Consider the following 14,183-nt stretch of genomic DNA (forward strand, 5'->3'; position numbering starts at 1 on the left):
CGCAGCGCATGCGACGACCCGTCCCCGCACGGCAAGGGATATATCGGGCACCCAGCCGTTCACGGCGGCAACGTCAGACCACAGACGAATCGAGGTCGACGGCAGACGGGATGGGCGCTGGGGAGAGTGGTGGGTTAAGAAAGACTGCGGGTGAAAGCTTGATCGGCTGCCTGCTGTCTCGACGCAAGAGCCGCCTTTTCTGCTCCTACCCTTGCTCCCCATACAGCCGCGGCAACGACGGCAGCCCATCGTTGATCCATGGTCGCATCGTGGCGTACTTCGAGCCCCTAGGTAGTACTCCGGCTGCCCGAAGCACCCTGACACAGGCCGCCTGACCTTGGCGGAGAGAGTCACCTTAGCCCTCAAACTGTAGCATTCAGAAAAAATCAGACACTCCCTGCAAGTGGAGCAGGGTGTTGCTTTTCCAATGCCACCACACGGCGCGCGTAGGTCCAGTAGCCTGCAGCGATCACTGTCATGTGAGCAGTCGGGGGAGGCTCAAAAAAATGTCGTACCAAGATACGAACCTCTGGCGTACTTTCGAGGCGTTCGAAGGGGACAGGGCAAAACAGGAAGCGAGAAGACTGGCCGAACAGTTCATTAGGAGCCGAGAGCACGCACTTTTAATAGCCGCTGAAATAAACCGAGATTTCCCCGACCTGACTCAGCATGACATCTCACACATCGATGCTCTATGGGGGTATGCCGACCTCATATGTGGAGAAGAATATATTTTAAATCCAGCCGAGCTCTATGTGCTGGGAATCTCCTTCCTCGTACATGACCTCGCCAATGGACTTGCTGCCATTCCCGGTGGATTGGAGGCGCTGTCAGAGAGCCCTCGATGGCGGGACGTCGTTGCCGCGGAATACCGTGCATTGCACGGAGTGTATCCATCGCCCGGATCTTTGACTGAGGCAGCCGCGCAAGTCCGGGAGCGCGCTATCCCGAGGTTCCTCAGAGAAACCCATGCGGAATACGCTGCAACACTCCCCCAGTCAGCTTACCCTGATCACACGTCTGGCCAGTCCTATTACCTGATCGAAGATATCGAACTACGCACCCAGTATGGCCACCTTGCGGGAAGAATTGCCGCAAGCCATTGGTGGCCCTCCAAGGCGCTGCGCCAGGAGTTTGATGTCCGAATCGGCGCCAGGGCGAGTATGCCGGATTCTTGGCAGGTTGACCCACTGGTGCTTGCGTGCATTTTGAGGTGCGCAGACGCTGCACATCTGGATTCCCGGAGGGCTCCTGGACTTTTGCGGGCCGTGCGAAAGCCCAGCGCTGAATCTGAAGCGCATTGGGTATTTCAGGATAAACTTCAGAAACCCCACATTAAGGAGGATCGCCTTTTCTACACTAGCCTCAGTCCATTCACGAGAGAGCAATCCGAATCATGGTGGTTGTGCTATGAAAGCCTGTCGGCACTCGATCACGAGCTATCGGCCGTCGACAGCATCCTCTCTGATTCAGGGCGCAAGCGGATACAGGCTCGGTCCGTGGCAGGCATCAGGGACCTCGAAGAGATATCCAGAAACATCACCACAGAAGGGTGGCACCCCATCGATGCCCGGTTGAAGGTCACCGATGTGGTCTCCCTGGTCACCCGACTCGGAGGGAAGGAACTCTACGGCGGCAACCCACATGTTGCCATTCGAGAATTGATCACCAACGCTGCCGATGCGGTTCGCGCCAAGAAAACTATGCTTGAGGAAACAGGCGCGTCACCGTGGGAGATATTCGGTGACGTAACAACAGCCTTGAAAGAATCTAAAGATGGAACCTGGCTGTCGGTACGTGATACCGGAATCGGAATGTCGAAGGATGTTCTTGCAGGCGCACTGCTAAATTTCGGTACCTCCTACTGGGATTCGGTCGAGGCGCGGCGAGACCTACCCGGACTTATTTCCTCCGGGTTCCGACCTGCGGGCCAATTCGGCATCGGATTCTTCTCCGTCTTCATGATCGGGGATGCAGTCAAAGTAGTGTCCCGGCGTTACGACGCATCAGCGGATGATACTTTCGTTCTGGAATTCAAGGATGGGATCTCGCGGAGGCCGATGCTGCGGACTGCGGACGCTGGTGAGCGGCTGGCCACGGGCGGCACTGAGGTACAAGTGCTCTTGAAGGCTAACGTGAACGAGATCCTAAGCGTTGGCAGATCTGATTCGGGGGATCGCTCGCTACGAACCTTCGCGGAGGTCTGCGGCTGGTTGTGTCCAGCGCTCGATGTGGACCTTTATGTCTTTCAGGACGGTACAAGAAGTCTCGTTGTAGGAGCCGACGACTGGAAGACAGTCGATGACGAGCAACTCATCGATCGCCTCTATGTCGATCACGAGCCAGCTGAGCTTGAGGAACTGAAGAAGGTCTTGAATGGGCCTCTTATGGCCATAACTACGCGCGAAGGCGATGTTATGGCCAGACTGGCTATCTCGCGTTCAATCGTAAAATACGATTCTGAAGAAGACGCGGATGACGGACCACGGTACAGCACCAGTACGAGTTTCAGTGCACCAATTATCGTAGGTGGCGTCCGTTCTTCTGCCGCAATGGATCACGCAGCCGGAATTGTCCTTGGAAAGCCCACTAGGGCGGCACGTGATATTGCGGTGCCCCTGTTGGAACCTGCGGATTTTGGCAGCTGGGCAACTCGACAGGCACTCACTCTCGATAATTCATCCGAAGAAATACCCCGTGAGGCGCTCGTGTCGCTGATTGCCGAGTTGCATGGCCAAACAGGCGAATTGCATATAGCCGAGTCGTCTGTAGGCAAAATGACCTTCCTCGACGTCCTTGAATTTTGCGCCGCGAAGGATCGGATAGTTTTTCTCCAGGATGCTGCCTGGATTAATTACGTCCACGACGCAAGGGATACGGGGGACGAAGGTGCCATTCCCCGACTGAGCGACGACGTGCTTCTCGCAAGTGGCGGTCGGGGTTCAGCCCTGGTCGGATCCCGCTATGGTGCGGATGACGCGTTGTTCAGTTGGAGTTTTAAGGGAGCATATGGCTACTTCATCGAACCTAACTCTGTCACCGGTCTGGCTCTGAGAGCCATTGCGCAAGCATGGTCAGTAAATGAGGTGGATGTCTTCTCTACATACGACAGAAGTAAGAGGAGTAAGCGGAGAGCCGAGACAGTGGGATACGTGGGTGATAAAAGAATCCGACTTAAGGCAATGGCTGTACTTGAAAGGGATGTCTTGACTGGCGGCCACGAGGAAGGTGAATAGAGGGAAATGGCGCAAATTAACATTTCCGCCAGCAAGGCTCCCGTGATGCCGGAGGCGCAAGATTCAATTCTCGATGCGTACAATCTGCTTTTCAGGTGGATGGAAGAAGAGTCCCTTAAAGCGTACCAATGGTACGTGGAAGAAAAGAGAAGGAAGGCTACGGCCTCTAAGGTTCTTCGCGTTCTATCAATCGCAGGCCTGACGATTGGAACTGTTACCCCCACGGTGTCTATTCTGTCCGGAGGGGCGATTCCCGCCGAGTCCGGATACGTGGTCCTGGGGCTTGCTGGCGGCCTTCTACTCTTGGATAAGGGGTTCGGCTTTTCGTCCGCCTGGGGTCGGTACATGGTGTCAGCGACCAAAATCCTGTCCTCGCTGAAAAGGTGTCAAGTCAGGTGGTCCATGCTGATGGCCGACTGGAGGGGGGAGCATAGAGAAGAAGCCATCTTGATCGAAGAAGCGAGAGAGATAATTACTCGCCTTGTGGTTGATCTACATGAGACTCTGGAAGGCGAAACCGTCGAATGGCTGAGCGAGTTTCATCAAAACCTGGAAGGGGTTCGCGCAATGGTAGGTGATCTGCCTGGACGCAGTATCGCCACCTGAGGATTTGACGTCACCCTAACTTGTAAGTGTGCTTCTTTCTCCGATTGCCGTGATTCCCTCTCAGAGTCTAAAGGCCGCCCAGGGTAGGAGGGCCTGGCCAGGTCGCGGCGGTGCGGGATAACCAGACCTGCGCCGCCGTAGCCACCGTTGGCTATCACCGTGGTCTCACTGACTGCGTCCTTCGCGCAGGACAACTGTCATGCCTTGCAGTCATTCCGGTTGCGGGGCAGCAGCCGGCCGATGGCGACGACCAGCCGGGTTTCCGGGTCGATGACGACGTGAGCGTAGACGGCAACGAGCGCGGCGACGACACCCGGCAGCTTGTCACGGAAGAGATGCGGACTCGCTAAGCCAGGCCGCTGGGGCATGGCGGGCGCCTGGTCGCTCCGAACGTGCCACAGTCGTGCCACATCGTGCGGTCAACCACGGTCAACGACGGTTCGCCGCAGTCGAGATGCGCGAGTGACCTCGGCTGGTGCTAGAGCTCGTGTGACCTGAACGCCAGGACCACCCCACATCTCCGCCCTTACAAAGCCGTGGTGGGCGGTCTGCCCCAGGGGTCACGTGGTCAGCCAGTACCCTGCGGCCAACAGCCTTTGTCGGCCTTGGAGGCTCCGTGGTCCATGCTGCTCTCACCGAACCGGATCGGCTGTGGTCGGCGCAGGAGGTCTTGTTGAGTCCCAGCCCGGTGCCGGCGGCGGCCGGGGTCTACGGGTGGTACTTCGAAGAGGCTCCCTGTCCAGACCTCGCGGCCGGGCGCCTGCTCTACGTCGGTATAGCCCCGCGGTACATGGCGAACCGGACCAGTACGCAGAACCTGCGCAAGCGCGTGCGGTATCACTACCGGGGCAACGCGGCCGGATCAACGCTTCGCCTCACCCTCGGATGCCTGCTCGGGATTGAGCTGCGCCGCGTAGGCAGTGGGAAGCGCATGACCTTCGGCAAAGCCGGGGAAGCCGAGCTCAGTCAGTGGATGGCGGAGAACGCCCGAGTGTGCTGGATCGTGCATGACGAACCGTGGACCATGGAGTCGGAGCTCATCTCACAACTCGACTTGCCTCTGAACCTCGACCAGAACCGGCACAACTCGTTCCACGGTCGGCTCACGGAAGTGAGGTCCCAAGCCCGCCAGCGGGCACGCGAGTTGGCCGTCAGTGCATAGCCCTTCGGGCTGACATCACCAGCTGACATCAACGGCGGCGAACGCTGGTGCACCGAAGCGGCCACAGCCGGATCGGCGAGCGGCCACTAGGCCCCGTTCCTGCACGCCGCACCGCGCTGCGAGCGAACTTGTAAGGCGGAGGTCAGGAGGGGGTCCAGGCAGTCATGATCTCTCTATGGATGAGTACGCGTGGCCCTCGGGTCCCAACGTGCCGGCCGCCGAGGTGGTTCGGCAGAACTGGGAGGCGACCGTCGCTGCCCTGCCGGTGGGAGCTCGTGTCAGGGGAGAGGTCATCGGGCGCCAGAGGTTCGGAGTCTTCATCCGTGTAGAGGGTGTCCTGGGCGCGGTGGCGCTGGCCGAGGTAACGGCCATGCCTCGTGGGATGGAGCTGCCCGTCCTCGGCCTCTACGTGGAGGGTGAGGTAGTCGATCACGCTCAGCACAACCACCAGGTCAAGATCCGGCTGCCTGATTGATCGTTCCCGGGCCGTCTCTGGGCCGTGCGAGGGCGCCCGAGGGCACTCAACGGCGACCGACAACGACAGTCGAGCCACCGCCGTCAGCAGCGAAACCCTAGGTCAGAGGGACCAGGCCATACGGGTTTCCGCCCAGGGGTAGCGGTCAGGCAAGATGCGGTGTTTGTTACTACCTCGCCTCGGTCACGAGCGATCCTCCTCACCTCATTCCCCCCGAGCTTGCTTGGCCATATGCTCAGCCGATCTTCACACCTCCCCCCAGGAGTGCATCCGTGCGTCGGTTGGTCACAGTCGCGTTGTTCACTGCGACTTGCATCGCAGGCTGTTCGCCCGCACCGTCGCCTGGGCACGCGCCCTCAAGGGCCAAATCCCCATCAGCGGCCAGTCCGTCGCCCTCTGCCTCGCCTACCGTCCCAGCCTGCGCGGTCTCCGTCAGAGCCGACGAAGCGCTGTCCAAGTCGGGCGACTTGCTTGTGACTGCTGTGTCTGTCAGCGACGCTGCGCTGACAGCTGCTGGAAAGATCGTGAAGCAGGCTCAGGACCTCAAGATGGTCTCTGACTCGGTATGCCGAATTGAGACCGGTGGGGGAAGGCCAAACCGAGAGACGGTGTGTGAGTCGGCAAAGGAGTTGGACAACAACGGTGGGTTGCGGGCACAGACTCAAGCGGAGACCGCAGCGGACGCAGCGCCGTTTGCTTCGAGCGATGACGTGGAAACCTTCAAAGAGCAACTGGCCGCCGTGGCAGACCCGAGTACTGCCGGCACGATCGCACTCCGTGCACAGTACTGCGACCTCCCGTAGCGGAGACCCAGTAGGTCGCGGGGTCCGAAAGCGGGTGCCTGTCGAATCCGTGTCGAAATCCCTCTGAAGCAATACCTAGTTGGGGAAGAGACGCAGGTCAATGGAAGGATGGGACTCAACCCGCAGAGCGCCTTCTAAGCGCATGGCCGCAGGCCGTGGCTAGTCGGCTACTGAACTTGATTGGGTGATGTCGGGGCGTTCGGCTGAGCGACAGGCCGCGGTGCCCTTCCTCAGACGCTCAGGCTGCGGCTTCGCCGGGGTCGTCGTCCGGGCTCAGGTAGAACCACCGGCGAACCAAGGTGTAACCGGGAGGGAGGTCGTTGCCCGTCAGTTCCTTGTACCTCGCCTTGGCCGCCTCGCTGGCCTGCTGACCGGCGGGGAGCCTCCGCCGGAAGGGGTCGCGGTCAGGGTCAAGGGAGGACTGACGAGACTCGTCCGTGGCTTCACGGCCGGAGACTGGCTCGGAATCCCCGATGTCCTCGGCGTCGTACCTCTCGCCGTCCTGCCTCGTGGCGAGATGGCCAAGCCCACGGCCAGAGTCACGGCGCCGACGATGCGGATCTTCGGCTTGTGCCTCTCGTACCAGTTCTTCGTCTTCAAGGAGGCTCAGATGTCATACGACGACCCGCCTGAGCCTCTCGACCCGTCGACGACGTCCGGCTGATCTTCTGGGCTTGATTCGGGCCGAAGTCTTGCTCTACGGTTCGCGAATGGCGATTCTGCAGGCGCTGACGAACCAGGGACGCGTAGTGGGCGGCCACTTGGCGAGCGGCAGCGTTCTCTCAGGCCACGGCGGACTCACGATCCAGCACCCACGCAACCCATTCAAGCGGCACAAGCTCAACGCCGAGACCGTGCTCGAGTGGGAGGAACTCTCGACCAGAGAAGGTGTCGCCGGCGTCATGGGCCAGGCTGCCGCGAAGGCTGCTCTGCCTGGGATGATCGGTAAGGCCGTCGGTGCCGGCCTCGGGGCTGCCATGAAATCCGGGCACACCGTCCGCGTGAACTGGGCCGACGGCAATCAGTCCATCATTGAGTTGCCGGAGAAGCTGTTCATGATCTTCTCCGTATTGCTCGAGGGCCAGCAGGTCGTAACTGATACCTCCGCGCAGGCCGAGTCTTCGGAGCCCCTCCCGGCGCAGCCTGGCGTGACCGAGAAGGTCTTGGACCTCGCTTCTTCGGTGATCCAGCGAGGCAAGCGTGGGGCACCGGCCGAGGCCGCAGCTCAGCCGGATGTTGTCGAGCAGATCGCGAAGCTCGCGTCGCTCCACGACGCTGGCATCCTCACGGACGAGGAGTTCGCGGAGAAGAAGGCTGAGCTGCTCGAGCGTCTCTGACACTTGAGGCGGCCAGTCGGTGCCCGGGCCCGGGTCGACGCGCATGATCCAAATCTCTTGGCGTGGTACTGACGCCGGTTCTCGCGCAGGTGGTTCGACTCTACTCCGCAAGATCAACCGACCGGATCTGCCGCAAGGTGAGCGTCAGGTTCAGCCACGCCCTGGGATGACTCACGGGTCGGCAGCTCGCGCCACACCTCGCCCGGGTATGGGGTCCGCCATCAGATCATTCAACGAGGCGCGTGGCGTCGGGCTCGCATGCCAGATCCCACCAGCGGCTCTTGCCCTCGACGGCTCCGTCGCGGGCCTCCACGGACCAGCGGGCGGTCTCGTCGTCCTCGCGTAGAGCAGCACGTCGCGCCGGGCGAGCCGCCCCCACACTCGCCCGCCTCGCACCGCCCCTCTGGATCAGCGTCAAGTCGTCAACTCAGCGGGTGAACCGCTGGTTGCGTGCGTCCGCCAGGGCGCGGTCGGGTCAGCGGATCAGAAGGTGCGGTGCGGCGGATGGCCTGGCGTCCTGGGCCGTCTCTGGGCCGTGCGAGGTTGCTCAACAGTGGCCAACGACGACCAATGACACCTACGCAGGCGCAGCGAGGCACCGCCCGGACCAGCGAAAACGCAGGTCGCCAACTTCTTGGGCAAGACCCAGGGCAAGAAGACAGGTCTCGCCTCACCCACCGACCTTGTTGCACGCCGAAGCGCGGTGCCGACATGCGGCACGACCCAATACCTTCCGCTGTATCCCCTGGATCTACTCAGGGGGAGTCATTGCAGAGCCGCTACAGCCTGGTGGCCGGCTTCCAGGACGACCTGTCCCAGTGCCGTGCCTGCGGCGGGAGCAAGGCTCGCCAATAGGGAGTCCACGAGTCGGCGGAGTCGACCGCGATCCGGAGCTCCGCTGGTCGCCTCAGCGTGGAGTGCCTCGGCCTGATCAGCGGCCGCAGCTTCAGCCTCACCGCCAAGGGCGAGCGCAGGCAGACTCTGACGTGCCAGTCCCGCAAAGTGGGTCAACTGAGCAACATCGAGGCCAGCCGTATTGTTTTGAGTGAAGCCTGTCTGTGTTCCGATGATCACCCCCTGTGCGTCGGTCATGTGCACATGAAAGGTAGGACCGGTCGACCTGTCCTCAGCCGCGAGAAACTCAGACACCGTGAGATCCTTTTCAGCGCAGTCAATACCGCGCGATGTTAGTTCGGGATTGCGTAGCGGAGGACCGAATTCATCCAATGCCACGATGAGGCCCTTGTCCATCAGGTACCGCGCCGCACGCTCAACTTCGCCGAGACTTAGAGGAGTACCGGCGTAGAAAGCCAACCTCGTCTGACAGAAAAGTTCCGTCGTGACGGGTGTATGGCCCTTTAGGTAGTAGCGATAGAGCCAGCGCACTAGCGCTGTGCGAGTGAAGTTGCTTCGTGCTGCTGCATCAGTTCTGCGCTTTATAACTTCGGACACCGTGCCCAAGCCGGTCACGGTCATGGAGCACTCCAGCTCCGCCATGCTGTCGTCACGGTCGATGCAATGCTCTGCTTCAAGCTGCTCCAGGGCCAGGCGGAGAACGTCCTCGCCTTGACCCATCTCCCCGCACCAGGGCGCCGCGTCAACGATCACGGTTGTCTGGCCATCTACCTGCTCGTAGATCCAACAGAGCAGGGCCAAGTCGAACGTTCGCAACGCCATGACGATGGAGCATACGACCTAAAGCGTAATCTTACGGAGAACTCGCTTGCTTAGATGGTTACTTGCTGCGCTCCTCACCTGGTCCGGCGAGGACGGCCCGATGCGCATCGAAGACCTCTGTATGTCTTGCGTCCTAGCGGGAACCACGGTGAAAGCGGCCCACTCCAGGGTGGCTGCAGCCCACTCGTTCGCCCAGGTCAGCGCCCGAACTGGCCCCAAGTGAACCCAGCTTCCCAAGGTGGGGGCTTGCCGCGTGCTCCCGTGCCCCCATCAGACTTTCCCGCACACCCGCGTACACGAGAGTGTGGGGGCCTACGCTTTGGTTCACGAGCGTCCGGGGAGGTCCCGGTAACAGGCATGTCTGTGACGGGGGTTGGGCATGGTCAGTCCGGAGATCACGCAGTGGGTGCAGCAGGCCAGCCCTGCCGTGACGGCCGCGGCGAGTGCCTACGGGGCGTCGGTGCTGACGCGGGCCCAGGACGCCGCCGCCGATGCCACGGTCGGCCTCGGGCAACGCATTCTCCAGGCGGTGTGGCAACGCCGGGACGACGCGGGCCGGGCCGAGATGGAACGCGTGGTGGACGAGGCCGCCGACGAACAGGACGACGCATACACCTCGGCCGTGCTGAGCAAGCTGCTCAAGCGCGCGTTGCAGGACGACCCCGAGCTGCGGAAAGAACTGGTCGGCATGCTGCCCGCCCCCGCCGCGGTCACCATCACGGCATCCGGCGAGCGGTCGATCGCCGCCCAGCACATCGGCACCGCGATCACCGGTGACGGTCACACCCCGCCACGGCCATGAATACGGACGATGCTGCTTCCCGGCCACGGTTCGAGGCCACCGGGCCACGGTCGATAGCGGCCGGGCAGATCGCTACCGCATACACGGGGGACGTGCTGCCCGTCGACGCGTTGTACGTGCCGGAGAGGGTCACGGCAGCCCCAGGCACCTCGAACCTGCCCCCGGCCACCCTCTGCCTCGGACGTGAGGAAGAACTGACCTGGCTGCGTCGCATCCTGACCAACCAGCAGGATGGGGCGATCACGCAAAGCGGGGCAGTGCACGGCTTGGGCGGGATCGGCAAGAGCACCCTTGCCCTGCACTATGCCCACCGCTACCGCGGCGATTACACACTGATCTGGTGGATTAACGCCGCATCCCCCGATGAGATCCAGACATCCCTCACCAACCTCACGCATACGCTGGCCCCTGGCTGGGCCGCCACAGCAGCACGCGCGGCGCAGGTGGCGTGGGTAATGCAGTGGCTGGCCTGGCATCCCGGCTGGCTGCTGGTCTACGACAACGTCGAGAACCCCGACGACCTCGCCCCCTACACCGGGGCGCTCCCCCAGGGGCACCACCTGGCCACCAGCCGCCGCACCACAGGCTGGCCCGACAGCGCCGCCACGCTGACCCTGGGCAACCTCAGCGCCGATGACGCGGCCACGCTGCTGTGCCGTCTCGCCTTCAAGGACACCGCCCCCACGCCACGGCAGCAGGCCGACGCTCGCGCCCTGACCGCCGACCTGGGGCACTTCCCGCTAGCGATCAAACAAGCCGGCGCCTACCTCGCCCAGAACCGCGGCATCAGCCTCGCTGCCTACCGCCGACGTCTGAGCACCAAATTCGGCAAGGCCGCCCACGGTATCGACGCCGAACGCACCATCGCCCGCATCTGGAACGTCACTCTACGTACCTTGGAAGAGGACTATCCCCTCGCCGTGGAGGTCCTGCACACCGCCGCCTGGCTCGCCCCCGACGACATCCCCCACACCATGCTCACCCCGCCCGGCGGCGATCCGGACGACGTCGCGGAAGCCATCGGCACTCTGGCCGCCTACAGCATGGTCAGCGACAACGGCACCACCGTCACCGTCCACCGCCTGGTACAAGCCATTCTGCGCACCCCCCGGCCTACCGATGGCATCCAACTACCCCGGCACCCGCAAGGACGGGACCGCGCCGAACAAGCAGTCCTCCATAGTTTGCCCCCACTCTTGGGCCAGGACACCACCGCCGACAGTCAGTGGGACACCCTCATCCCCCATCTGGTTACCCTCGCCGCTACCACCCCGCCGGGACACCACAACGCTGCCCTCACCGACGCGTACACCACAGCTGCCAACCGTCTCCACCAGCAAGGCCACACCGCCCGCACCATCCCCCTGCTGAAGGCCGCCCTCAGCCAGCGCGAGCAGGTCCACGGCGACACCCACCCTCACACCCTGACCAGCCGCGGCAACCTCGCCTACGCCTACCTGGAGGCGGGGAATCTGGCACGGGCCATCCCCCTGTTCGAGGCCACCCTCCCCCAGTACGAGCAGATCCTCGGCGACACCCACCCCCAGACTCTGGCCAGTCGCATTCACCTCGCAGGCGCCTACCAGAAGGCGGGGCACCTGACACGGGCCATCAACCTGTACGAGGCCACCCTCACCCAGTACGAGCAGATCCTCGGCGACAGCCACCCCCACACCCTCGCCAGCCGCATTCATCTCGCGTACGCCTATCGGGAGGCGGGGGACCTGGAGCGGGCCATCAGGCTGTACGAGGCCACCCTCACCCAGTGCAAGCAGATCCTCGGCGACACCCACCCCCACACCCTGGCCAACCACAGTCACCTCGCGGGTGCCTACCAGGAGGCGGGGGACCTGGAGCGGGCCATTGCCCTGTACGAGGCCACCCTCACCCAGCGCGAGCAGATCCTCGGCGACACCCACCCTGACACCCTGCATGGTCGCCACAACCTCGCCTGCGCCTACCTGGAGGCGGGTGACCTGACACGGGCCATCAACCTGCTTGAGACCACCCTCAACCAGTACGAGCAGATCCTCGGAGACACCCATCCCCAGACCCTCGCCAGCCGCAACCACCTCGCAGGTGCCTACCAGTCGGCGGGGCATCTGAGACGGGCCATCAACCTGTACGAGGCCACCCTCACCCAGCGCGAGCAGATCCTCGGCGATACCCATCCTGACACCCTCGCGAGCCGTAACAACCTCGCGTACGTCTACCTGGAGGCGGGGGACCTGGAGCGGGCCATTGCCCTCTACGAGGCCACCCTCACCCAATGCGAGCAGATCCTCGGCGACACCCACCCCAAGACTCTGGCCATCCGCATTCACCTCGCAGGTGCCTACCAGAAGGCGGGGGGCCTGACACGGGCCATCAACCTGTACGAGGCCACCCTCACCCACTGCGAGCAGATCCTCGGCGACACCCACCCCAGCACCCTCGTCAGCCGCAACAACCTCGCAGGTGCCTACCAGGAGGCGGGGAACCTAGAGCGGGCCATCAGTCTGTACGAGGCCACCCTCACCCAGAGCGAGCAGATCCTCGGCGACAGCCACCCCCACGCCCTGGCGAGTCGCAACAACCTCGCGTACGTCTACCTGGAGGCGGGAGACCTTGAGCGGGCCATCCCTCTGTACGAGGCCACCCTCACCCAGAGCAAGCAGATCCTCGGCGACAGCCACCCCCAGACCCTCGCCAGCCGCAACAACCTCGCAGGTGCCTACCAGGAGGCGGGGGATTTGGCTCGGGCCATCCCTCTGTACGAGGCCACCCTCACCCACCGCGAGCAGATCCTCGGTGACGCCCACCCCGACACCCTGCTAAGCCGCAGAAACCTCGCAGGCGCCTACCGAGCCGCCCACGCTGTACAGCAGAGAAGTACAGCAAACTCAACGACCGCAGCTGACCCTCAGCAGCCGTCGACGAACGACTAACCAGCCCATCAGACCCTAATGCCCCCCAGCCGAGAGTTCGGGACGAAGAGGTCATGCCAGGTCCGTTCCAGATGATTGAGGGAAACCACGCGGAACAGAGGGTGGCCTTGAGTATCATCGCGGCGTGGAGACAGCAGCCAACCACGATCTCAATGTCTTCTGCCGCCAGATTCGGGAGCGTTCGCGCGAGCACCAAGAAGCAATGACAGTAGCCGCGGAGCGGGGCTGGGCGTCAATCGAAATCGGCATCTTGCGGCAAGAACTCGACTCGATGGTACGAGTCATCTATCTCCTCAGGCAGCCGAGCGCGCTCCGTGCTGACCTTGTGGCTTCGTCTATCTCCGGCGACCGTTGGAAAATACCGACTGACAAGGGGAAGATGAAGGCGGTCACAGACCGTGACATGGTTGAAGTAGCTGAACGCCTAAACGGTTGGACCCGGAATGTATATGAGTTCGGCTGCCGGTTCATCCACCTTTCCAGCGCCCACGACTATCTAGCACGACCCGTTTCAGGCCCTTCCCATTGAAGAACGAGAGATCATAGCTAAGTACATCAACCACTACCACGGTCACCTCGGCGAGGGTATTTCTGCCAGCTCTAGTTTCAATGACATCCTTGTCTACGTGCCTTCCATCTTGAAGAAGATTTCTACGAACCTGGAGCACGAGTTGAAGACCCTCGAAGGAGATGGCTGCGTTTAGTGGACGTCCTGCGGCTCACGGTCTTTGAAATTCTTGCCACCGCGCGAGCTTCTGTGCATCGTTGGAACCCGGGCCCCCACGCGCCGACGTCACCAAATATCCTGCGCGTGGTGAGCTTCTGCTCTGGAGGTTCCGTGGACGCCACCGCCCCCACCCGTCCTGAACGGCTCTGGTCAGCGGGAGGTCTTACTGCGAGCGGTCCCCATGCCTCATCCCTGCGGGGAATATCAGAAGCTGTTGTCTTTTCGATCTTGAGAGATGCGCGTCGAACGGGAGTCTCGATCGGGTGGTCGCGGGGCGTTGGACGCATACGAACAGGGCCTCCTGAACAACTCGTTGGTGTCGAATCACCGAGCAGCAGGAGGCCCTGGTGCAGCAGTCTTGCGTGCCGATGGCCGGGCAGTCCAGCGCGGTCACCTGGGAGTGTGACTGCCTGGCTCACCGGTTCGGAAAC

The 14,183-nt window shown here is 62.4% G+C and carries 10 protein-coding genes and 1 pseudogene; 9 read left to right on the forward strand and 2 right to left on the reverse strand.

What is annotated here, in order from left to right; translation table 11 throughout:
* The first annotated feature begins 506 nt into the window (after positions 1-506).
* Together ABZ904_RS48020 and ABZ904_RS48025 are read left to right on the forward strand one after the other, a co-directional pair.
* Positions 507-3,236, forward strand: a complete 2,730-nt coding sequence (locus tag ABZ904_RS48020) for an ATP-binding protein (protein ID WP_361830450.1) — start codon at positions 507-509, stop codon at positions 3,234-3,236.
* A gap of 6 nt (positions 3,237-3,242) precedes the next feature.
* Positions 3,243-3,842, forward strand: coding sequence for an SLATT domain-containing protein (locus ABZ904_RS48025; protein ID WP_361830452.1), 600 nt, complete (start codon positions 3,243-3,245; stop codon positions 3,840-3,842).
* 101 nt (positions 3,843-3,943) lie between these two features.
* Here ABZ904_RS48025 and ABZ904_RS48030 read toward each other — a convergent pair.
* Positions 3,944-4,120, reverse strand: a pseudogene (locus ABZ904_RS48030) (IS5/IS1182 family transposase); the annotation flags it as partial.
* A gap of 395 nt (positions 4,121-4,515) precedes the next feature.
* Here ABZ904_RS48030 and ABZ904_RS48035 point away from each other — a divergent pair.
* The 4 genes from ABZ904_RS48035 (at position 4,516) to ABZ904_RS48050 (ending at position 7,619) form a co-directional block, all read left to right on the forward strand.
* Positions 4,516-5,004: a GIY-YIG nuclease family protein gene (locus tag ABZ904_RS48035; protein ID WP_361830454.1), complete on the forward strand. Its 489-nt coding sequence runs from the start codon at positions 4,516-4,518 to the stop codon at positions 5,002-5,004.
* A 175-nt stretch (positions 5,005-5,179) separates the two neighbouring features.
* Positions 5,180-5,479: a hypothetical protein gene (locus ABZ904_RS48040; RefSeq protein WP_361830456.1), complete on the forward strand. Its 300-nt coding sequence runs from the start codon at positions 5,180-5,182 to the stop codon at positions 5,477-5,479.
* Between the two features lie 1,320 nt (positions 5,480-6,799).
* Positions 6,800-6,946: a hypothetical protein gene (locus ABZ904_RS48045; RefSeq protein WP_361830458.1), complete on the forward strand. Its 147-nt coding sequence runs from the start codon at positions 6,800-6,802 to the stop codon at positions 6,944-6,946.
* A 46-nt stretch (positions 6,947-6,992) separates the two neighbouring features.
* A complete protein-coding gene (locus ABZ904_RS48050; RefSeq protein ID WP_361830459.1) occupies positions 6,993-7,619 on the forward strand; it encodes an SHOCT domain-containing protein in 627 nt (208 codons plus the stop codon).
* A gap of 765 nt (positions 7,620-8,384) precedes the next feature.
* On the opposite strand, the gene ABZ904_RS48055 is transcribed toward ABZ904_RS48050, so the two are convergent.
* Positions 8,385-9,296 (reverse strand): hypothetical protein, encoded by a 912-nt coding sequence (locus ABZ904_RS48055; RefSeq protein ID WP_361830461.1) that lies wholly within the window; start codon positions 9,294-9,296, stop codon positions 8,385-8,387.
* A gap of 379 nt (positions 9,297-9,675) precedes the next feature.
* On the opposite strand from ABZ904_RS48055, the gene ABZ904_RS48060 reads away from it, so the two are divergent.
* The 3 genes from ABZ904_RS48060 to ABZ904_RS48070 all read left to right on the forward strand — a co-directional run bounded on the left by ABZ904_RS48060 (position 9,676) and on the right by ABZ904_RS48070 (position 13,554).
* Positions 9,676-10,098, forward strand: coding sequence for a hypothetical protein (locus ABZ904_RS48060; RefSeq protein ID WP_361830463.1), 423 nt, complete (start codon positions 9,676-9,678; stop codon positions 10,096-10,098).
* 92 nt (positions 10,099-10,190) lie between these two features.
* Positions 10,191-13,025: a tetratricopeptide repeat protein gene (locus ABZ904_RS48065; protein ID WP_361830465.1), complete on the forward strand. Its 2,835-nt coding sequence runs from the start codon at positions 10,191-10,193 to the stop codon at positions 13,023-13,025.
* Positions 13,026-13,149: 124 nt separating this feature from the next.
* On the forward strand, positions 13,150-13,554 hold the full coding sequence (locus tag ABZ904_RS48070) for a hypothetical protein (protein ID WP_361830467.1): 405 nt from the start codon (positions 13,150-13,152) through the stop codon (positions 13,552-13,554).
* Positions 13,555-14,183 lie beyond the last annotated feature (629 nt).

The organism is Streptomyces sp. NPDC046900, assembly GCF_040644975.1.
Lineage (GTDB): Bacteria > Actinomycetota > Actinomycetes > Streptomycetales > Streptomycetaceae > Streptomyces.